The organism is Streptococcus cristatus (genome assembly GCF_003944225.1).
GTDB classification, from domain to species: domain Bacteria; phylum Bacillota; class Bacilli; order Lactobacillales; family Streptococcaceae; genus Streptococcus; species Streptococcus cristatus_K.
Map to the genome: position 1 here is coordinate 138,770 of NZ_RJPN01000004.1, position 22,448 is coordinate 161,217.

19 protein-coding genes and 2 pseudogenes are annotated in these 22,448 nt (G+C 42.8%); 5 read left to right on the forward strand and 16 right to left on the reverse strand.

All coding sequences use genetic code 11. The annotated features are described in order from the left end of the window. The first annotated feature begins 11 nt into the window (after positions 1–11). From nrdE to nrdF, 3 genes are read left to right on the forward strand one after another with little or no spacing between them, the layout of a single operon-like run. On the forward strand, positions 12–2,171 hold the full coding sequence (gene nrdE / locus D8797_RS06105) for a class 1b ribonucleoside-diphosphate reductase subunit alpha (RefSeq protein WP_125379660.1): 2,160 nt from the start codon (positions 12–14) through the stop codon (positions 2,169–2,171). 6 nt (positions 2,172–2,177) lie between these two features. Next, positions 2,178–3,026 carry a DUF4238 domain-containing protein gene (locus tag D8797_RS06110; protein ID WP_125379661.1) on the forward strand — a complete coding sequence of 283 codons (849 nt, stop codon included), beginning with the start codon at positions 2,178–2,180 and terminating at the stop codon, positions 3,024–3,026. A 16-nt stretch (positions 3,027–3,042) separates the two neighbouring features. After that, the gene (nrdF, locus tag D8797_RS06115) at positions 3,043–4,008 is read left to right on the forward strand and encodes a class 1b ribonucleoside-diphosphate reductase subunit beta (protein ID WP_125379662.1); all 966 of its coding nucleotides are present in this window, start codon (positions 3,043–3,045) and stop codon (positions 4,006–4,008) included. A gap of 63 nt (positions 4,009–4,071) precedes the next feature. Here nrdF and D8797_RS06120 read toward each other — a convergent pair whose 3' ends face one another. The 16 genes from D8797_RS06120 to pbp2b all read right to left on the reverse strand — a co-directional run bounded on the left by D8797_RS06120 (position 4,072) and on the right by pbp2b (position 20,972). Continuing rightward, positions 4,072–5,070, reverse strand: a complete 999-nt coding sequence (locus tag D8797_RS06120) for a PhoH family protein (protein ID WP_125379663.1) — start codon at positions 5,068–5,070, stop codon at positions 4,072–4,074. Positions 5,071–5,160: 90 nt separating this feature from the next. After that, complete coding sequence (locus D8797_RS06125; RefSeq protein WP_125379664.1) at positions 5,161–5,376, reverse strand: YozE family protein; 216 nt, start codon at positions 5,374–5,376, stop codon at positions 5,161–5,163. Next, complete coding sequence (cvfB, locus tag D8797_RS06130; protein WP_125379665.1) at positions 5,377–6,231, reverse strand: RNA-binding virulence regulatory protein CvfB; 855 nt, start codon at positions 6,229–6,231, stop codon at positions 5,377–5,379. 99 nt (positions 6,232–6,330) lie between these two features. Then, positions 6,331–6,888, reverse strand: coding sequence for a ribosome recycling factor (gene frr, locus D8797_RS06135; protein WP_005589576.1), 558 nt, complete (start codon positions 6,886–6,888; stop codon positions 6,331–6,333). Between the two features lie 18 nt (positions 6,889–6,906). Further along, a complete protein-coding gene (gene pyrH / locus D8797_RS06140) occupies positions 6,907–7,632 on the reverse strand; it encodes a UMP kinase (protein WP_005589574.1) in 726 nt (241 codons plus the stop codon). A gap of 129 nt (positions 7,633–7,761) precedes the next feature. Continuing rightward, complete coding sequence (locus D8797_RS06145) at positions 7,762–8,976, reverse strand: ABC transporter permease (protein ID WP_125379666.1); 1,215 nt, start codon at positions 8,974–8,976, stop codon at positions 7,762–7,764. Next, complete coding sequence (locus tag D8797_RS06150; protein WP_125379667.1) at positions 8,973–9,866, reverse strand: ABC transporter ATP-binding protein; 894 nt, start codon at positions 9,864–9,866, stop codon at positions 8,973–8,975. Before D8797_RS06150 ends, D8797_RS06145 begins: the two co-directional genes overlap by 4 nt. A 180-nt stretch (positions 9,867–10,046) precedes the next feature. Then, a complete protein-coding gene (locus tag D8797_RS06155) occupies positions 10,047–10,958 on the reverse strand; it encodes a magnesium transporter CorA family protein (RefSeq protein ID WP_061910918.1) in 912 nt (303 codons plus the stop codon). 365 nt (positions 10,959–11,323) lie between these two features. Continuing rightward, positions 11,324–12,868, reverse strand: coding sequence for a peptide chain release factor 3 (locus tag D8797_RS06160; RefSeq protein WP_125379668.1), 1,545 nt, complete (start codon positions 12,866–12,868; stop codon positions 11,324–11,326). Positions 12,869–13,318: 450 nt separating this feature from the next. After that, positions 13,319–13,999: a YwaF family protein gene (locus D8797_RS06170; RefSeq protein ID WP_125379669.1), complete on the reverse strand. Its 681-nt coding sequence runs from the start codon at positions 13,997–13,999 to the stop codon at positions 13,319–13,321. Positions 14,000–14,107: 108 nt separating this feature from the next. Beyond that, entirely contained in the window at positions 14,108–14,800 is a 693-nt protein-coding gene (locus tag D8797_RS06175; RefSeq protein ID WP_125379670.1) for a YwaF family protein, read from the reverse strand. 193 nt (positions 14,801–14,993) lie between these two features. Beyond that, on the reverse strand, positions 14,994–15,605 hold the full coding sequence (locus tag D8797_RS06180; protein ID WP_125379671.1) for an NUDIX hydrolase N-terminal domain-containing protein: 612 nt from the start codon (positions 15,603–15,605) through the stop codon (positions 14,994–14,996). After that, positions 15,592–16,965 (reverse strand): UDP-N-acetylmuramoyl-tripeptide--D-alanyl-D-alanine ligase, encoded by a 1,374-nt coding sequence (locus D8797_RS06185; protein ID WP_125379672.1) that lies wholly within the window; start codon positions 16,963–16,965, stop codon positions 15,592–15,594. Before D8797_RS06185 ends, D8797_RS06180 begins: the two co-directional genes overlap by 14 nt. A gap of 104 nt (positions 16,966–17,069) precedes the next feature. Then, positions 17,070–18,116: a D-alanine--D-alanine ligase gene (locus D8797_RS06190; protein ID WP_125379673.1), complete on the reverse strand. Its 1,047-nt coding sequence runs from the start codon at positions 18,114–18,116 to the stop codon at positions 17,070–17,072. A 148-nt stretch (positions 18,117–18,264) separates the two neighbouring features. Then, the gene (gene recR / locus D8797_RS06195; RefSeq protein ID WP_125379674.1) at positions 18,265–18,861 is read right to left on the reverse strand and encodes a recombination mediator RecR; all 597 of its coding nucleotides are present in this window, start codon (positions 18,859–18,861) and stop codon (positions 18,265–18,267) included. 53 nt (positions 18,862–18,914) lie between these two features. Next, complete coding sequence (gene pbp2b / locus D8797_RS06200) at positions 18,915–20,972, reverse strand: penicillin-binding protein PBP2B (RefSeq protein WP_125379675.1); 2,058 nt, start codon at positions 20,970–20,972, stop codon at positions 18,915–18,917. A 144-nt stretch (positions 20,973–21,116) separates the two neighbouring features. On the opposite strand from pbp2b, the pseudogene D8797_RS06205 reads away from it, so the two are divergent. After that, positions 21,117–21,302, forward strand: a pseudogene (locus D8797_RS06205) (transposase); the annotation flags it as partial. A 271-nt stretch (positions 21,303–21,573) separates the two neighbouring features. Beyond that, positions 21,574–22,448, forward strand: a pseudogene (locus D8797_RS06210) (IS110 family transposase); the annotation flags it as partial.

The window sequence follows — 22,448 nt, forward strand, 5'->3', positions numbered from 1 at the left end:
AAAGGAAAATTATGGGACTCAAACACTTAGAAGATGTGACTTACTTCCGTCTAAATAACGAAATCAACCGTCCAGTCAATGGGCAAATCATGCTTCACAAAGATAAAGAAGCCTTGGAAGCCTTCTTTAAAGAAAATGTTGAACCAAACACGATGAAGTTTGCTTCTATTACTGAAAAAATTCAATATTTAATCGAAGAAAACTACTTGGAAAAAGAATTTATCCAACTCTATTCTCCTGAATATATTGAAGAGTTGTCTGCTTTTATCCATGCTCAAGATTTCAAGTTCAAATCTTTCATGGCTGCCTATAAATTCTATAACCAGTATGCACTGAAGACAAATGATGGTGAATACTATCTGGAAAGCATGGAAGATCGGGTGCTCTTTAATGCCCTCTACTTTGCCAACGGAGATGAAGCCATTGCCAAGGATATTGCAAATGAAATCATCCACCAGCGCTATCAACCGGCTACACCAAGCTTCCTCAACGCTGGCCGGGCTCGTCGTGGCGAATTGGTTTCCTGCTTCCTCATCCAAGTAACAGATGACATGAACTCAATCGGCCGCTCCATCAACTCCGCCCTGCAGCTCTCTCGTATCGGAGGTGGGGTCGGTATTTCCCTCAGCAATCTGCGGGAAGCTGGAGCTCCTATCAAGGGTTATGAAGGAGCTGCATCTGGAGTTGTTCCTGTTATGAAACTGTTTGAAGATAGCTTCTCATACTCTAACCAGCTGGGCCAACGTCAGGGAGCTGGGGTTGTTTACCTCAATGTCTTCCACCCAGATATTATCGCCTTCCTTTCTACCAAAAAAGAAAATGCTGACGAAAAAGTTCGGGTTAAAACCCTCTCACTCGGTGTTGTCATTCCAGATAAATTCTACGAATTAGCGCGCAAGAATGAAGAAATGTACCTCTTCAGCCCTTACTCAATCGAACGTGAATACGGTGTACCATTTGCCTATATCGATATCACAGAGAAATACGATGAGCTAGTTGCCAATCCTAAGATCACCAAGACTAAGATCAAGGCTCGTGATTTGGAAACAGAAATTTCTAAACTCCAACAAGAATCTGGCTATCCTTATGTCGTAAACATCGATACAGCTAATCGTTCAAATCCAATTGACGGTAAAATCATCATGAGCAACCTTTGCTCAGAAATCCTGCAAGTTCAGGAGCCTAGCCTCTTGAATGATGCTCAAGAGTATCTCCACTTAGGAACAGATGTGTCATGTAACTTGGGATCTACAAACGTTGTCAACATGATGACTTCACCTGACTTCGGAAAATCCATCCGGACTATGACACGCGCTTTGACCTTTGTTACAGACAGCTCGCACATTACAGCTGTTCCTTCGATTGACCACGGTAACAGTCTGGCGCATACCTTTGGTCTGGGAGCTATGGGACTGCACAGCTATTTGGCGCAGCAGTTGATTGATTATGGATCAGCGGAAGCTGTCGAGTTCACCAGCATCTACTTTATGCTCATGAACTACTGGACTTTAGTTGAGTCTAACAATATCGCTCGCGAGCGTGGCGTGACCTTCAATAACTTTGAAAAATCTGACTATGCTAACGGCACTTACTTTGACAAATACCTGACGGGTGAATTTGTACCTAAGTCTGACCGTGTGAAGGAACTTTTCAAAGACATCTTTATCCCATCTGCAGAGGATTGGGAAGAACTTCGTGACAAGATAAAAGCGGACGGTCTCTACCACCAAAACCGCCTAGCTGTTGCACCAAATGGTTCTATCAGCTACATCAACGATGTTTCTGCTTCAATTCACCCAATTACCCAGCGGATCGAGGAACGTCAGGAAAAGAAAATCGGTAAGATCTATTATCCTGCTGCTGGTCTGTCAACTGAGACTATCCCTTACTACACCAGTGCCTATGACATGGACATGCGCAAGGTGATCGATGTCTACGCAGCCGCAACTGAGCACGTGGACCAAGGACTTTCACTGACTCTCTTTATGCGCAGCGATATTCCTAAAGGCCTCTACGAGTGGAAAAAAGAAAGCAAGCAAACAACCCGCGACCTTTCTATCCTGCGTAACTACGCCTTCAACAAGGGAATCAAGTCCATCTACTACGTCCGCACCTTCACTGACGATGGCGGCGAAGTAGGCGCTAACCAATGTGAAAGCTGTGTGATTTGATTATTTATGGTTACCAAAAAACAACATTATTATCCAAGAAGCTTACTTAAACATTTTGCTGATAGCACAAGCAAGTTTTATGTTTATAATTGTGTCGCTAATCTAGAACAATATGTCCACTATGAAAGTATATGTTACAAAAAATATACCTACGAAGAAAAAATATCAGATGATCGCATTATTGTTGATAATATTCTTGAAAATAAGCTTAGTAGATTTGAAGGAGAGATTTCTGAAATAGTTGAACATATCGTATCATCAAAAGAACCATGTATCTTAAATCAAAACAAAATTGAAACAATCTGGAAATATATGTTTCTCCAAGAAATCAGAACTGACTCTGGCAGAGTAAGGTTGGTATCTAATTTTATTAATCATTTCTCAGAATCACGGGAGTTCCCAATTGAATTAGCTGAAATAAAGAACAATCTAGAAAATATAAATATTTTTAATAAAGTAATGAAAAAAGATAAAAATTTAGAGAGTTTTCTCAGTTTTTTTAACAAGCCTAAACAAATGAATTTTCATATTTCTATTGGCAATGGCTTTCTAACTAGTGATAATCCAGTTGTTTCAACATTCGGACCTCCAAACATTCCAAATGGATTTCAAATCCTAATGCCTATTTCCCCCTATCTGTGTTTTGAATTTCAAAATAATGAAATGAATTGCTCTGATAAATTATGGGTAAAAATGACAAATGAGAAATTACGCTATATCAATGAAGCTACTATTAATACTGCCAACTATTATGTAATATCAAATAAGCCATTTAATATTGCACAACAGATGTATATTTATAATCGTTTTAAGAATATAAACTGGTTATATAACTCTCGTCACTTTAAAAATTAGTTCATAGGAGATTATCATGGAAACATACTATAAAGCCATAAACTGGAATGCTATCGAAGATGTCATCGACAAATCAACTTGGGAAAAGCTGACGGAGCAATTCTGGCTCGATACACGGATTCCCTTGTCTAATGACCTGGATGACTGGAGAAAATTGTCCCACAAGGAAAAAGACTTAGTAGGCAAAGTCTTCGGTGGCCTGACCCTGCTGGATACCCTCCAGTCTGAATCTGGTGTGGATGCTCTACGTAAGGACGTCCGTACTGCCCACGAAGAAGCCGTCTTCAACAATATCCAATTCATGGAATCCGTCCACGCAAAATCTTACTCTTCTATCTTTTCAACCTTGAATACCAAGGCTGAAATTGAAGAGATCTTTGAATGGACCAACACAAACCCATATCTTCAAAGAAAAGCAGAAATTATCAATGAAATCTACCTCAATGGTAGCCCACTTGAAAAGAAAGTTGCCAGCGTTTTCCTTGAAACCTTCCTCTTCTACTCTGGTTTCTTTACGCCCCTCTACTATCTTGGTAACAACAAACTAGCCAACGTTGCAGAAATCATCAAACTAATCATCCGTGATGAGTCCGTTCACGGGACCTACATTGGTTACAAATTCCAACTTGGTTTCAATGAATTGCCTGAAGAAGAGCAAGAAAAGCTCAAAGAATGGATGTACGACCTCCTCTATACCCTCTACGAGAACGAAGAGGGCTATACAGAAAGTCTCTATGACGGTGTTGGCTGGACCGAAGAAGTTAAAACCTTCCTTCGTTACAATGCAAACAAGGCACTCATGAACTTGGGACAAGATCCACTTTTCCCAGATTCAGCGGACGATGTCAACCCAATCGTCATGAACGGGATCTCAACAGGAACATCTAACCACGACTTCTTCTCTCAGGTCGGAAATGGTTACCTTCTTGGTGAAGTTGAAGCCATGCAAGATGATGACTACAACTACGGTTTAACCAAATAATTTTCAGACACTAGAAAACGACTAACATGTTCATCAAGTTAGTCGTTTTTTTATCATTTATCATCAGCTAGCGCTTTCGTCCTCAGCTACTTCACGATCCTCTTTCTTAGGATCTGGTGGCTCATAGGCACGGATAATCTGCGCCACTACTGGATGGCGAACCACATCCTTAGCTGAGAAATGCACAAAGTCAATCTGGGAGATGTTCTTTAATTTCTCCTGAGCATCAATGAGGCCGGACTTAACATTGCGAGGCAGGTCGATCTGACTGATATCTCCATTGACAATCATCTTAGACTGGAAGCCCAGACGTGTCAGGAACATCTTCATCTGCATGATGGTCGTATTTTGAGCCTCATCCAGAATCACAAAGGCATCATCCAGCGTCCGCCCCCGCATATAGGCTAAGGGCGCAATCTCAATAATTTCTCGCTCCATGAGACGCGTCGTCTGATCCTTACCCAAAATCTGATACAAGGCATCATAGACCGGACGCAGATATGGATCCACCTTTTCCTTAAGGTCACCAGGCAGAAAGCCCAGACTCTCACCAGCTTCTACCGCTGGTCGCGTCAAGATGATGCGTTTGACCTGCCCACGTTTGAGAGCTGTCACCGCCAAGGTCACCGCCAGAAAAGTCTTCCCTGTTCCAGCTGGACCAATCCCAAAGACAATATCATGATTTTTAACACTGTCCACATAGATTTTCTGACCCAATGTCTTAACCCGAATCGGCTTGCCATAGCTGTCCTTGATAATCTCTTCTTCGTAAAGAGCTACAAACTTATCAATTTCGCCATTTTTGACCATGGTAATGGCTGTCACAACATCGGGTGTACCGATGGTCATGCCACGATTGACCAAGACCAAGAGAGCCTGAATAACCTGGCGAGCCTCCTCACAGGTGGCCTCCGTACCTAAAATCTGCACAATCTCGGTTCGGGCATGAATGGTTACCTTCAATTCCTGCTCCATCAGACGCAGATGGCGTTCATTAGAGCCAAAGAGATGAAAGGCATCATCTGGATGGCCCAGTTTCAATTCTACTGAATGTTCCTGCAAACAAAGAACCTCTCTATTTTAATTTATTGAATGAATTACCTTTATTATATCAAAGCAAGCAGAAAATGACTATCCCTAGCCACTATCTACTCAATGGTCCTGATACTCTTCCCAAATAGCATCAAACTCGCCCAAGTTGAAGGAAAAATTTGCATGCTCCTCCAGAAAACGACTGACCTCATCAAAATCATCCGTATGCTTAGGAAAGGCCGTGTCCTGAAAAACCAAATCCGCCAAAATAGCTTTGGGCTTATTACTTTTAGGATTGCGCTCCGTCATCAGCCAGCTGTAAAAAGATTTTCTCATTTACACCAACTCCGTTCCAGTCGGATCTTGCTTGATTTTACCAGCTTTCATCAGCCCACCTAGAGCTTTTTTAAACTGGCCTTTGGAAATACCAAAAGTGGCCTTGATGTCGTCTGGTGAAGATTTGTCGTTCAAGATCATGAAGCCGCCATTGCTCTCCAGATAGGTCAAGATCATCTGGGCATCGTTTTCCAGCATTTCAAAGGAGCGAGGCCTGAGGGAGAGATTAAGGGTGCGGTCTACTTCACGGAAGCCAATTACCCGTGCGTCCAAGACCTGCCCCAGACGTGGCTCTGCATAGCGCTCGCTCGGATGGATAAAGCCCAGCATATTATTCTCTGGCAGATAGACGAAGGTGCCAGAAAGCTTGAGCCGATAAACAATGGCTGGCCAGTTTTGGTTCTGCATGTTATTGTAGGCAGGACGAGCCAAGCGCTGGAAGTCCTCCTGATAGGCCAGCTGTCCCCAGATGCGGTCTTTCTTGTCCACACTGAGACGAATATAGAGGCGGTCGCCCTTCTTAGGCCAAAGTTCCTTGATTTCTGGCAAGATGTCCAGTGACACCACGATTTGCTTATCTGGCAGACCCGTATCGACAAAGACGCCCAGATCCTTGCGAACCTCCGTCACTGTTCCCCAGCCAAACTGCTCTTGGGTCGCTGTGACTTCAAGAGTTGTCAGGCGAAGTTTCTGCTTCATATCGCTGTAGGCAAAGCCTTTAACAGATTGACCGAGCTCATGTTGCCCTTCTTCTTTAGAAAGGGCATAAGTTTGTCCATCCTTCTGGACAAAGTAAAAACGATCGTTTTCATCAGTGATAATCCCCACGATGAAGCTAGCAAGATTTGTGTTCATATAGTCCTACTTCTACCTTGCCTCTTCTAATCGCAAGGATTTTTATGTTAAAACAACTCAGTCAGCCAAGGCCAACTGAGTTTTGATTCTGCTAAAATATTAAACTTCTAGAAGTTCTTTTTCTTTAGTCGCTGTCATATCATCGATATGCTTCACTGCATCATCAGTGACTTTTTGAATATCCTTTTCAAGAACCTTCAATTCATCTTCAGTGATTTCTTTAGCCTTTTCCTGTTTCTTAGCTTCGTCCATCGCGTCGCGGCGGATGTTACGAATCGCAATCTTAGCATTTTCACCGACTTTTTTTACTTCCTTAGCCAATTCACGACGAGTTTCCTCTGTCAGAGCTGGAATGACCAAACGAATGACAGATCCGTCGCTAGATGGTGTGATACCTAAGTCAGAGGCATTGATCGCACGCTCGATATCCTTGATAGAAGACTTATCAAAAGGTGTCACCAAAAGCACACGCGCTTCTGGAATCGTGATAGAAGAAAGTTGGTTAAGCGGTGTCTCTACTCCATAGTATTCCACATGGATACGATCCAAAAGGCTAGCATTAGCGCGGCCTGCACGGATGCTACCAAATTCACGCGCCAAACTTTGGTGCGAATGGGTCATTCTTTCTTTTGCTTTTTCTACAATTGCATTTGCCATTTTCTTTTCTCCTGATTTTTATAAATTATTTGAGACAGTTGTCCCGATTTGCTCGCCAAAGACAACTCGTTTGATATTGCCAGGTTCATTCATGTTAAAGACGACTAGGTCAATGTCATTGTCCATAGAAAGGGTAGATGCAGTCGAGTCCATGATGCGTAAGCCTTTATTAATAACGTCACGGTGGGTCAATTCATCAAACTTAACAGCTGTCTTATCCTTGTTTGGATCGGCATTGTAGACCCCATCCACACCATTTTTAGCCATGAGGATAGCGTCTGCTTCAATTTCCGCAGCCCGCAGAGCAGCTGTCGTATCTGTTGAGAAATATGGTGAACCAATACCAGCACCGAAAATAACGATCCGACCTTTTTCTAGGTGACGAAGAGCACGTCCACGAATATAAGGCTCAGCCACCTGCTGCATCGCAATCGCTGTCTGAACGCGGGTGTCAACGCCCACTTGCTGCAAGGAATCTGCCATTACAAGTGCATTCATAACTGTTCCCAACATGCCAGTATAGTCCGCTTGAACGCGATCCATACCTGCTTCTGCTGCTGGCTCGCCTCGCCAAAGATTACCGCCACCAATAACCAAGGCAATTTGAATGCCCAGTTCATGGACTTCCTTGATTTCTTCAGCCATTTTTTGAACAGTGGCGATGTTGATCCCTACACCTTTTTCGCCAGCCAAAGCTTCTCCAGATAGTTTAATCAAAATACGCTTATATTTAGGTTCTACCATTTTTCCACTCCTTATTTTATCTGTACTATTTTACCATAAATTCCACTTTTTACCTAGCCCTATTATTCAAAATATTAAATTAAAATACAAAAAGGAAACTCCACCAGATGACTCCAGTGAAGTTGTGATTTATTTATATTTTAAAGCACGTTTGAAGGTCTTCCAAGCTCCTAAATCATCTGTCTGTAGAACAAGACTGGAGTAGATTCGTGCAATGAAAACGGTCATCATCACCGCAAAAGCAGCTGTAATTCCTAGAGAAAGCCAAGCTTCCAAGCTGGTCGCATAGCCATTGATAGATCGGAATGGCATGAAGAAGGTCGAGATGAAAGGAAGATAAGAACCAACTTTCAAAATCACATTGTCTCCTGCAGCCCCCAAAGCTGAAACTCCCATGAAGCCGACTAAAATCAGCATGATAACTGGCGAAAGGACTTTTCCTGTATCTTCTGCTCGTGCCACCATTGAACCAAGAAAGGCCGACAAGACAACATACATAAAGATACTAACTGCTACAAAAGCTAGGGTATTCAAAGACACAGCTTCTCCGATATACTGCTGAATGGCTGGATTGCTCTTCAAGACTTGGGATACAAGAGGAATGCTGTCCGCAAAGAGAAAGGCTGCCAGTCCACCAAGCACATAAATGCCCAGATGGCTGAGAATCACTGCAAAAATCCCAATCATACGGGCATAGAAATAATCCGTCGCTTTAATGCTGGAGAAGATGACTTCCATGATTTTTGTGCCCTTTTCACTGGCCACATCTTGGGCAGTAACGCTAGCATAAGTAATCAGAATCATATAAAGCAGGAAGCCCAGTCCTATTGCAGCAAAGGTCTGAACCATCTTCTTACTTTCTTTATTTTCATCGATTTTTTCTTCAAACTGGACTGTCCGCGCAAGAATCTGACTCTGCTCATCTGATAATTCGGCCTGAGCCAAGTTTAAAGCCTGCTGGACTTGAATAAGGGAATTGGACAAAGCCATTTTCGTCGCAGCGTTCATGCTGGTTTCTGCGTAGTAGGTGGCAGAAAGCTGTCCATCTCTTTCCTCAATCGTCAGATAGCCCGCGATTTTCTTATCTTTTACAGCCTGCTTGGCTGCTGCTTCATCTTTGTACTGAAAGCTCAGCTGATCTTCAGCTCCTAATACTTCTCTGACAGAATCAAGCTGGGTCAGCACTGCTACTTTTTTTGAAGAGGCCATCGAGCTTCCTTGCAGATAGCCAATTCCCAAACTCAACCCAAGAAAGAGAAAAGGAGACAAGACCATAAAGACAAAACTCCAAGACTTGACATGACGCAGGTAGGTTTCTTTGATTACGATTAACATTTGTTTCATACTTCCACCCCTGATTCTAATTTGAAAATTTCATCAATTGTCGGTGCCTGCTGGTCAAAAGTTGCCACATAGCTTCCCTGAGTCAAGCGATCAAACAATTCAGGACCAGCTGTTTCGTCATCCAAAATCAATTTCCAGATACCTTGCTTGGTCTGCGTCGCCTTAACAACATGGGGCAGGGCTTCTAATTCAGCCTGAGACAAGTCACTTGAAACGAAAAGACGAGTCTTGCCATATTGGTTGCGGACTGCCTGCACATCCCCATTGAGAACCACTTGCCCGTCACGAATCATTAAGACATCATCACACAGCTCTTCCACATTTGTCATGACATGATCCGAGAAGATAATCGTCGCTCCGCGCTTCTTCTCCTCAACAATGACTTCCTTCAAAATTTCAGTATTAACAGGATCCAGACCGCTGAAAGGCTCGTCTAAAATAATCAAATCTGGCTCATGCAAGAGCGTGATAATCAGCTGAACCTTTTGCTGGTTCCCCTTAGACAAACTCTTGATTTTGTCGGTTAATTTTCCCTTGACCTGGAGCTTTTCCATCCACTGGGGCAGTTTTTCTTTGACAACAGCTGTCGGCACACCTTTTAGATTTGCCAGATAGCGCACTTGCTCAAAAACTGTCAACTTAGGCATCAGGCTTCTTTCCTCTGGTAGATAGCCAATCCTGCTATAGGTCTCCTGCTTGATAACCTGCCCTTCGAAACGAATCTCTCCACTATAGTCTAGGAAGCGTAAAATACTGTGAAAAATCGTTGTTTTCCCAGCACCGTTTTTCCCAATCAAACCAAGGATATGCCCCGGCTGGGCTTCAAAATCAATACCGAACAAGACTTGCTTTTGCCCAAAACTTTTTTCTAGTTTTTCTACATGAAGCATACGAAACCTCCTATTATGATACTAAGATTATTATACTACTTTGAAAGCAGTTTTTCATCCTTTTGTCCTACTATACAAGAAATTTTCCCTCTATTTTTCATAAGTAAAATATGAAATTCGCTCCAACCAATACCACAAAAAAATGAGGCTCGAAAACCTCATTCGTTTAATGTATTTTATTCATCGCTCTTTATTGACCACCCAGTTGAGGAGCTTGGTCAAAAGAGTCCAGAGAACAAAGCTAATGATGATAATATAAAGCCAAGCATTTTTATCATCTGACAAAGGCAGGGGTACATTCATACCGAAGAAGCCAGTGATGACTGCTAGGACTGCCAGAAGAACCGAAATAATAGTCAAGACAGTCAAATTATCATTCAGATTGTTGTTCAGGATGTTATTGTAGGAGCCCGAAAGCTGGCTAAGAACCTGAGCAATCAAATCCGTCATTGAAACCAGCTGACGTGCTTCAATCATGGCATCTTCAAACTGCTCGGTTTCTAGTTCATCAAAGCCACGATAAACAGCATGGCTCTTGATATGCTCTAAAAGTATACTATTTTGCTTGGATGCTGCCACCAGATAGACCATGGAGGTTTCTAAGTCCGATAGAGCAAACAGATGCTTTTTGGTGGTCTTCTGACGCAAAAGTCTGTTAAGCTCATCCTTTCGCTTGTCCATCTGCTCAATGACCGGATAGTAGGAATTGGAAATCAACTCCAAACTAGCAAAAAGAAACTTATAGACCGATACGGGCTCATGATTCTCAGTGTAAGCCTTCATGATATCGACCACATAGGCATTGTCTTGATTGCTGATGGTGATGAGACGATCCTGCTGCACCACGAAAGTCATCGGAATAGTCTCATAGTAGTCCTTCTCTGTCGCTAAATTTAGCACATTATAGATGAAAAGAACCGTCCCATTCTCACGATTGTAGTCCATGTGAGCTCGCTCGTTTTTATCCAGCGCATATTCGATAGTTTCAAGGTCGATATTATAATCCTGATAAATCTGTCCATTCTTTTTAACATCATCTGAGTCAATGTTGATCCAGACAGATTGGTCTTTTAATTTTCTTTCCAGAAACATAGAACTCCTTTCTGCGATCTAGAATGATTGTCTAATAGCTCATACATAATGCCCACACTTAGCCTCATAGCCAAAGCTCCTATGTCCTGACAATAACCAAGCAAATCGATATCATCTTTTAAATATAGCTTGTAAGGAAGTTAGCTAAATCAAGTCATTAGCTACGACACGAAGACACGAAAACGGTCTTTTTTCGCCGATGAGTTAGTGAGGCAGGTAGGTATCTGGCTTCCTTTCCGTTACGTCGTATAGTTTTACGAATCAATAATATTCGTAAAACTTTACTAGTGGAGCGCCTAGCCAAGTTCCATAGAAACTTGGCGTTAGTTACTTAGGTTGTAACACAATCAAGTAACTTTGGCGATCTACATCTTCTCTTCTAACTCTACATCTGGATATTTATCCGCAAACCAGCGGAGGGCAAAGTCGTTTTCAAAGAGGAAGACTGGTTGGTCAAAGCGGTCTTTGGCCAAAATATTACGACTAGACGACATGCGCTCGTCTAGGTCTTCCGGCTTGATCCAACGAACTGTCTTTTTCCCCATAGGATTCATGACCACTTCCGCATTGTATTCATTTTCCATACGGTGCTTAAAGACTTCAAACTGGAGTTGGCCGACGGCGCCCAGCATGTACTCGCCTGTTTGGTAATTCTTATAAAGCTGAATGGCTCCCTCTTGCACCAATTGCTCAATCCCCTTGTGGAAGGATTTTTGTTTCATGACATTCTTAGCAGAAACTTTCATGAAAATTTCAGGTGTAAAGGTTGGCAATGGTTCAAATTCAAACTTGTTTTTTCCAACCGTCAAGGTATCCCCAACTTGATAAGTACCGGTATCGTAAACTCCGATAATATCACCTGCTACGGCATTGGTCACATTCTCACGACTTTCCGCCATAAACTGGGTGACATTCGACAGTTTGGCAGTCTTACCAGTACGAGGCAGGTTGACACTCATGCCACGCTCAAATTCGCCCGATACGATCCGAACAAAGGCGATACGGTCCCGGTGACGAGGATCCATGTTGGCTTGGATTTTAAAGACAAATCCTGAGAAATCCTTATCATAAGGATCCACAATTTCACCATCTGTTTTCTTATGTCCGTGTGGTTCTGGAGCAAATTTCAAGAAAGTTTCAAGGAAGGTCTGCACACCAAAGTTGGTCAAAGCTGAACCGAAGAAGACCGGTGTCAATTCACCCGCTAAAATAGCTTCTTCTGAAAATTCATTTCCTGCTTCTTGCAACAGTTCGATGTCGTCCTTAACCTGAGCGTAGAAAGGATTGCTTCCAAAGAGCTTATCCCCTTCTTCCAGACTGGCAAAACGTTCATCCCCTTTATAAAGCTCCAAGCGTTGGTTATAGAGGTCATAGAGACCCTCAAAGGCTTTCCCCATCCCGATTGGCCAGTTCATCGGATAGCTCGCAATACCTAAGACTTCTTCTAGCTCTTGCAAGAGGTCCAGTGGCTCACGACCGTCACGGTCTAGCTTGTTCATAAAGGTAAAGACAGGAATACCACGGTGCTTCACAACCTCAAATAATTTCTTAGTTTGAGCCTCGATACCCTTGGCAGAGTCCACGACCATGACCGCAGCATCCACCGCCATCAAGGTCCGATAGGTATCTTCAGAGAAGTCCTCGTGCCCTGGTGTGTCTAGGATATTGACGCGTTTGCCGTCGTAGTCAAATTGCATAACAGATGAAGTTACCGAAATCCCACGTTGTTTCTCGATATCCATCCAGTCAGACTTGGCAAAGTTACCAGTCTTTTTCCCCTTGACTGTACCAGCCTCACGAATTTCACCCCCAAAGTAGAGCAGCTGTTCAGTAATGGTCGTTTTCCCCGCGTCCGGGTGGGAAATAATGGCAAAGGTGCGTCGTTTCTTAATTTCTTCTTGTAGAGTCATTTTCTTCTCTTTCTTTCATTTTAGGATAATGGTGAATGTCAGTATTTTTATATTTTACATTGGAATATTCTAATCCTTTCAACCTACCTATTATAGCGGATTTAGCGCTTTTTTTCAATTATCTGAAGAAGATAAAGAGGCTGGGACAAAAGTCCTAACCTCTCAATTGTCTTTGGATTGTCGAGCAAGACGCAGTGGTTGAGTGGGCTCTACTAAGCTGATTTCATCAGCTTTTACAGCCCTACTCAACTGTGCGGAGGTGGGACGACGAAATCGAATTCTAACGAATTACCGATTTCTGTCCCACTCTCCTATTCTTTATATTTGGCTAACTTATCTTAAAATCTGACAATGACATTGCTAAAGAAGAAAATTGCAATGATTAAGATTAAAATCAGATTTAAGAAAAGCCCTGCCAACTAAACTTGACAGGAGCTATAACATTCAATATCAAACAATTTCCAGTTGTTTTTTCCAGCGTTTCTTAAATATTTCATCAAAAAGAAGCAGGGCAGCGGACAAGATAATTGACACAGCTAGATATTTTACTAAAAGATTGTGCTGGCTGATAAAAGGCGGGCTTTTTAGCAGACCGTAATTCCCACCCGTCACTTGATTGACACCGACAAGAAAGGCATCAAGCACAAAAGTATAGAGGACAATCGTATATTTCTTGAGTTGGGTCTTATCGTAGTGATTCATCAGATAAATCAGGGAATTAACCAAGAGGGCATAGTGACCAATCAGGAAAGAAAAGCTGGTAATATGCGGGAAATCATAAGGATCAAAGACTGGATAGCCCAGGGCAAAGACTGCTCCGCTGGCTCCTAGAAGAGCAAAATACTGCTTGCTGGGCCATTTATCTGGCAGAAAGACCACCGCAAACATGGCCAAACGGCAATGGTACAAAGGCAGACTATTTGCCAGAGGGAGCTGAAAACCCACATACCAGCTATAAAGAATTGCCAGTTGGCACAACTGAAGGATTTTCATGCTTTTGATAAAGCTAGGATTCTTATGGTATTTTATCGATGCGTAGACAGACAGCAAAAGCAATGCCATCATCAAAGAGTAGGCCAAAGCTGAAACAAAGGGCGGTTCAGTTTGGTTGGTAGTCAAAAAATGATGCATCCTGTTTCCTTTCTACTTTTAAAATCTGTAAGTTTAAACTCCCAGTCAGATTGAAAATCTAGGCAGAATTTTCCTAGTTGCTAGAGAAATCAGCTTTTATTCCAATCCTTATTGGATCAATCGCTCTGCCTGTCTTTCCTTCATTTCTTTGAACAAGTAAGAAAATAGAAGCAAGGCCGTCGCTAAGACCACAGACACGATCATATAATTCCCAAGCATACCATGATCTCCTACCAGAGGTGGCTCCTTTAAGAAACCGTAGTTGCCCCCGAATGCAATATTTCCAAGCAAGATGAGGAAATCTAAGCCAAAGGTAATTTCTATGATACGTCGATAGGACAGATTTAGTCTATCATAATGCTTCATCAGGTAAATAATCGAATTGCCTAACAGGGCCAAATGACCGATGAAAAATGAAAATAGCGTGATATGTGGAAATGGATAGGGGTCCAAAATCGGATAGACAATGGCGCAAATCGGTCCAAATACTCCCAATAAGGCGAAATATTGCTTATAAGCTACTTTATCTGGCAGTAGCAAGACAGCAAACATAGCGACTCGGCAATGGTACAAGGGGAGACTCTCCGACAAAGGCTCCTGAATAACTAAGTACCAGCCATACAAAGAGACTAATTGCACGATTTGGGCAACTCTAAAAAAAGTCTGTACTTTCTTTCGCTCAAAAAAACGACTAGCAACATAGATGACGGACACTAGGCTCATCAAAAGCAGAATATAAGCAAAAGGCGTCATCACAGGCGGTTCTGTTTTGTGACTAGTAAAAAAATCTAGTAAATTCATCTTTAAAATTTTCATCCTAATAAATATTTTTTAAGGACACTGGGCTTGCTCTTCCTAGCAAAGTCCTTAATTTTTCTCAAAAAGTTTTTCAACTTTCTAGAGGTAATAGCTTCTGGCCCTTATAACTCTGGACAGATTGAGCTAGATTATCTGGTCTATTGGATATAAGCATCCAATCAGCATCAACTTCAATCTAGTCTATATATTGTTCTTGCTGATTCTGATAAATATCCCAGAGAAGCTGCATCTGCTCTTTTGTTATCCTTTTCTCGGATAGAAGAGGCAAATCCTGTGGGGCAAAGAAACTCAGCTCGGCAATTTCTAAATTGGGCTGAAAATCTCCCTCTTTCAGCTGACACTCAAACACGAGCTTGACGTACTGCTTACTTTGTGGCTGAAATTTATTGCTATCAAAGACAGCCAGCAAGCGTACTACACTAGCTTGAAATCCCGTTTCTTCCTGAATTTCTTTTACTATATTTTCTTTGGGAGATAAGCCTACTTCGCAGAAACCACCCGGCAGAGCCCATGTCTCCTCTTGCTGTCCTCGTACTAGACAAATCTTGCCCTGCTGAACGATAAAAGCTCGGGCATCAACCAAAGGAGTCGCATAAAAATCTGTCGGACGAAGCAAGTCAGACAGCTCATCCGGTTCCAGATGACTGGTCTCGCTGAGCAGCTGATTCAGATTTTCTCTGATATCCGCATAGCGTTCTCGATCAAAGTCACTGGCTGCAAAAGACAAACCTGTATCCGTTATAGCCAGCAGTCGTTGCAGAATTAAAGCTGTATCAGTTGTCCCCATGCTCCAAGGCCTCCACTAATTTATCCAACTTCATCGAATTACTGCCCTTGAGCAAGATTTGGTCGGAGGATTGCAACCAAGTCTTAACGGTCCTGGTCAAATCTTCAAACTGATCCTTGTCAGCATTTTTAACAAAATAATGCACCCGATTTGGTGGGTAGATTTCCCGAGCATAGACGTAGAGGGCTTCCATGTCCTCTCCATAAAGGAAAAGATCGGTGATAATCTCTGGATTGAGACTGGTAATCATGGCTCCGTGCATCAGCTTGGAGTCAGCACCCAGCTCTTTCATATCCGCCAAGACTGCAGCCTTGCGGCCACCCTGACTAGCTGGAATAGCTGAGAAGGTTTCAAGAATCAAGCGCATAGCTGTTGGATTGGCATTGTAAACATCTGACAGGATATCGGCCCCATTAGCCGCCTTCTTCCACTCGGTTCGATTGCGAGTCAATTCCAGCTGGGCAAAAGCCTGACGGATCGCCGACTCACTGACACCCTCCTGCAAAGCTACGTAAGAGGCTATCATAGCGTTAGTCGCATTGTATTTGCCAGTCACAGGTAAGTCAATCGCCTGCTCCAGAAAATTCGCTTCAAATGTCAAGCTGTCCTTGCGCTCTTCTAGACGGGTCAAGCAAATATCTGCATCGGGACCAAAGCGAACCACTTTTTGCTGATCTGGCAGAAAGTCATTGACAATCTTGTCTGCTGGAGCCAAGAGCAGACCGCCTTTCCTCATGCCATCTGCAATTTGCATCTTTCCTTTGGCAATTTCCGTACGGCTTCCGAAAAATTCTAAGTGAGCTTCGCCAATCAAGGTCACAATGCCCGTTTTTGGCTTGGCAATTTCAGACAGAAGATGGATATCTCCAAAATGATCCTGTCCCATTTCCAAAACTAGCTTTTCTGTGTCGTCTGGCATGTGGAGCACCGTGTAGGGCAGACCGATTTCATTATTATAGTTGCCTTGAGTTTTATAGGTTTTGTAGCTAGTAGCTAATAGCTGAGCCAGCATATCCTTGGTTGTAGTCTTCCCATTGGAGCCTGTCACAACGAGCACATCTACACCTGTCTTTTCCAGATAGTATTGAGCCAAACTTTGAAAGGCCGCTAGCACATCATCGACCAAAATATAGGGTCCTTCTGCTACCGGACGCTCAGACAAGGTCGCTGCAGCTCCCTGAGCGAAGGCGGTCGCGATAAAGTCATGACCGTCACGCGCCCCCTTAAGCGGGATAAAAAGATCCCCCGCCTCAATCAAACGGCTGTCAAATTCAGCCTTTCTAAAAGTCACATTTTCAAACTGACTGACATCATTTTTGGCAACCAAGACTTCTGCTATTTCATATAAATCTAATTTCATGTTTTTAACTCATTTTTCCGCTTTTTCCCAAAAAAGAAGGGATTGAGGCCAGACTAAATATTAAATATTCAGTCTGTTATCTCAGTCCCTCTATTATATCATATTTATAAAAGATGCGCTTCTCTCTTAGCAAAGGCCTCTTCAGCTAGATTTACCAATTTCTCAATCAACTCGGAATAAGGCAATCCCATATTTTCCCAAAGCAAGGGATACATAGACCATTGAGTAAAGCCAGGCATGGTGTTGAGCTCATTGAGGAAAATGTCCCCCTCTTCGGTGTAAAAGAAATCACAGCGCGCCAATCCCTGTCCGCCCAAGGCGCGAAAGGCTGTCTCAGCATTCGTACGCATGACTGAAATAACCTCGTCTGAGATTTTTACAGGGATATCCATGGTAATCTTATTGTCAATATACTTGGCTTCATAGTCGTAGAAAGCCACATCTTTGACCACTTCGCCCGGCAAGGTACTCTTAACGTCATAATTTCCTAAGAGACCAACCTCAATCTCACGCGCATTGACTCCCTGCTCAACCAAGACACGGCTGTCATACTTGAAGGCCAAATCCAATGCCGCTCGCAACTCCTCTTGATTCTCAGACTTAGAAATACCGACACTAGAGCCCATATTAGATGGTTTGGTAAAAATCGGATAAGTCAATTTTTCTTCGATTTCGGCAATTTTTTCTTCCAGATTTTCACCCTCAATCACTGCTACATAAGGTACCTGTGGGATTCCAGCAGACTCCAGAATACGTTTGGTGGTGATTTTGTCCATGGCAACACTTGAAGACAAGATATTACAGCCCACATAAGGAAGGCGCAGCACTTCAAGGAAGCCTTGGATAGAGCCATCCTCGCCCATCGGTCCATGAAGAACAGGAAAGACAACTGCATTTTCCTCATAAATATCACTCGGTTTGACTTGCTGCGAAAGATCAACCGTTGCATTGGTCATGAGCTTTTCATCTGCAGACGGCTTTTCTGTAAATTCCTGCGTTTTGATAAAATCGCCAGCTTTTGTGATGAAATAAGTCTTGACAGAAAATTTGTCATAGTTGATAGCTCGCATGACACTCTCAGCCGACAAGACTGAAACTTCTCGCTCAGCACTGCGGCCACCGTATAGTAAAATCAAGGTTTGTTTGACCATTATCTTATCCTAACATTTCTAGCTATAAGTTCATTTTGGGTTGCCCCATCTTCTTTTTAGACTGTTTCAGTATATCATATTTCCCGGCATTTTTGAATAGAAAAAAGACTTCCAAAGCTGTTTTTCAGCAGGAAATCTTTCTTTCATCTTACAATTCTGTCCGATTTTCAATCGCTCGGAGCAGGGTCACTTCGTCTGCATATTCGATATCAGCGCCGACAGCCAGTCCGCGGGCCAGTCGAGTCACCTTGATACCTGCAGGCTTGAGCACGCGAGAAATATACATAGAAGTCGCTTCTCCGTCAGCCGTTGCATTGGTAGCCACAATCACTTCCATCACTTGACTGTCCATCAAGCGAGTCAAGAGACTCTTGAGGTTGATGTCATCTGGTCCTACACCGTTCATGGGGGAAATGAGGCCGTGGAGAACATGATAAAGGCCGTGGTATTCTTGGATATTTTCCATAGCAGACACATCGCGGCTATCCTCAACGATCAGAATCACAGTCTGATCGCGCGTTTGATCCGTACAGATAGCACAAGGATCATCGTCCGTCAGATTGCCACAGATAGAGCAGTAAGTCAGCTCACGCTTGGCAGCTAGTAGATTTTTGGCAAATTCATTGACATCATCGTCACTCATCCCGATGGTATAAAAGGCCAGACGAGTAGCTGTCTTGATGCCGATACCCGGCAGCTTGGAAAAGCTATCAACCAATTTGGCGATAGGGGTTGGATAAAGCATAATAGTAATAGTTGAGCAGTAAAATAATCAGCAAATTTTACCGCTTTTCCTTTCTAATTCATAGGGTGCTGTTGGTTATAAAGATTGATAATATCACGGGTAATACTGTGGCTGACCGTTGAGGAAAGGTCAGTATTGTGCGGAAAGACCACGGCTACAGCTATTTTAGGATTATCGCTTGGTGCATACGATACAACATTGGTGTTGATAGCAGATGTACCACCGTTGACAAAAGTTTCGGCAGTCCCTGTTTTGGCACTGATTGAAACCATAGCGCCCTGCGCAATCGTCCGTCCAGTTGTAAAGCCACTCCATCCATTGACCACCTGATAGAAACCTTGTTTTATCAGAGCCATATTTTCCTCAGAAATATTGACCTGATTTAATTCTTTTGTTTTCTTCTTCTCAATCAAGTCTCCCAGTCCACCTTGGTCGTTGTTGGCGTAAATGCCTTCAACCAGATGCGGAGCTACCCGTTTGCCGTTATTGGCTACTGTCGACGCATATTGAGCCAACTGAAGTGGAGTGTAGTTATCAAACTGACCAAAAGCATCCGTAATATAATTGCTGACTGTGAAGTTTTTAGAAATATAGCCTGTTGATTCTGTCGGTAAATCAATACCTGTTCCAGTCCCCAGACCATATTCTGCAAAAGTCGAACGGAGCTTTTTCATTGAAGCATCGACATTGTTGGTTCCTAAGGCCATATTTGGGCTATACGGAGTCCCCAGCATATTTAGGGCCACCTGAACCATATAGGTATTAGACGAGTATTCCAGAGCCTCCACTGCCGTAATAGAACGTGAACCGTAGGCCGTAAACCAAGAATTGATGGGAGTAGAACCCGCAAAAAGAATCGGCTGATCGACCAAGGATTGATTTCCTGAAATGGCTCCATACTGCCAACCAGCGGTTAAGGTAGCAGCTTTGACGACAGAACCAGGAACAAAGACATTTGTAATGGTACCCAGCGCATCCGCCGAGATTTCGCCTGTTTCCAGATCGTGCTTGACACCAGCCAGTGCCAAGATTGATCCTGTATTGGGATCCATAGCCACGGCATAGACACCTTCTGAGTAAGTAGCATTGCCCTTTGCCAGCTCCAGATTAAAGGCATTTCTGAGAATATCCTCAACTCCCTGCTGGAAGGTCAGATCTACGGTTAGTTTCAGGTTGTTCCCTTTGCTTCCCTCGGAAATGGTCTCAACGCTCTCCATGTTGCCATTTTTGTCCAGCCGAATTTCTTTTTCTGCTCGTTTTCCTTGTAAAACAGACTCATACTCTTTTTCCAGATAAGAAATTCCCACTCGGTCATTCAGAGAATAGCCCTTCTTGACATAGTCATCCGCTTCCTCAGCTGGCAGACCTGTTTTTTCGGTCGAAATTTGACCAACAATCGAAGCCAACGATGTTTCCAAAACCTTCCGGTTCCAGCTGGTTGAAATACTAATACCCGGAAGCTCTTTGCCGATGGACGCAATCGTAGCGACCTGCTCCGTCGTCAAATCATCCGTCTGAATCGTCCCTGTTGAAAAGTTTGGCACGGCATTCATCTGGCTAAATAGAGCGATAATCCTTTTTTCCTCATCTGTATAGCCTAGCTGGCTTGGATCAATACTATCCGCTGCTGCCTTATAGATCTTGGCTTCAGGCAAACGATTGCCATCCGTATCAAATTTTTCTTCCTTGGGTAATTTTTCAACCACTTCTCGGTAAACTTTATTATCCGCCAGATAATAATCAACCTCTTGGCGCTCGGTCACCTTTAGGTCAGACACTGACACATACTGCAGTAATTTTTGTGCTGTTTCACGGATTTCTTCTGCTGTAAGTTTATTGTCTCGTGTAAAGGTCACCACTTGCTTGGTTGTGTTCTCCACCAGGGGCTTGCCCGAAGCGTCATAGATCTGCCCACGAACCGAACTAGATTTAATCTTCGTTTTACTTGCTTTAGCTAATTTATCTGTATAAAATTCTTGATTGACGACCTGCATATAGCCCAGACGAGCGATCAGCACCAAAAATAAGACCCCGACTATACCAAATAGAAGGTAAAGTCGGCCCGTGATAGAATGGCTATCAAATTTTCTCTTAGACATTTCTTCTCTCATCCTCGTAAAAATCTATCTTTTATTTTACCACATTTCCCCAGCAATGAAGCATGGAAATCTAAAAGGATCGAAAAAGAATTTTTCTCCAATAATGAGAAAATCTATAATTTCTGTAGTGGGTAAAACCACTGTAGGAATTATGGATCTAAAATTATAAACGCCTTAGATCTTACCTACTCAAACGCAAAGCTAAAAGCCACTAATAACCTCATCAAGGTCATCAAACGCAATGCCTTGGGTTTTCGGAACTTTGAAAATTTCAAAAAGCGGATTTTTATCGCTCTAAACATCAAAAAAGAAAGGACGAAATTTGTCCTTTCTCGAGCTTAGCTGACTTCAACCCACTACAGTTGACAAACATACTAAGATTAGTAGTGAAGAAATCTCCGACGGAAGAGAGTACTCACTACTTTTTCTTTATGTTAAAGTAGTGGTGTCTTGTAAAGTCGTAGGGCTCTATGGCGCTAGACGTCGCTTGAAAAACTGGCAAGACACCTTGTTTTAGGTGGAGTTTGATCAAAGTATGTGGGACGCTAAACGTCGCGTATTGAAAATAAAATCACTAAAACATGGAATTATTCAAGACAAAAGAGGTAATGTCATGCGTGCAGTATTTGAAATGGATGTCAGTAAAACAAGTTCTGAGGTGACAATTTTAGTCAACGGTGAGAAGGTTCATGGCTACACCATACTCAATGATGCCATTGGATTCAATCGCCTGTTGGGGGACTTGAAAACTGTTCATAACCCTGAGATTATATTTGAGGCCACAGGCGTCTATTCTCGGCGTCTTCAGGCCTTTCTTGAGGAATCTGGTTACGCTTATATACGGCTAGCAATTGGACAGTCTGCGAGTTCGTAAAACAGATAAAATTGACGCTGAAAAGTTGGCTAAATCTCAGCTTGTGCACAATCGTAAACCAACTTACGTGCAGGAAGAAGTTTATCAACACCTGCGTGATTTAAGCCGTTTCTATCAAAATATGACTGAAGATCTTGTTCGAGCTAAAAACCGTCTGCACAAGGTCCTACAAGTCACCTTTCCTGAATTGGAAAATCTCTTATCCACACCAACTGGAGAGCAATATTGGAACTTAGTGATGGCTTTTCCATGTAAAGAGTTTGTATTAAGCCTATCTCAAAGTGACTTGTGTGAGATTATCCGTCAATCTACCTCCAAACGCATCTCTGAAAAGCGTATTGCTTACCTGACTGATAAACTGATAAAACTCGCTAAACAATCTTTTTGTGCGGTCAAGAAAACCTCTCCAATGCTTGAAGAGGTTCGCTACTATGCTCAAGAATTGCTTCGTCTTTCTGAACGCAGACAAGTTGTCTTAAACGACATGGTAGCTCTAGCTCAGCCTTTACCAGAGTATAACATCTTACGGTCAATTTCTGGCATCGCAGAAACCACAGCGACATCTATCATTGGCGAATTGGGAGATATTCGTCGATTTCACTCTGCCAATCAAA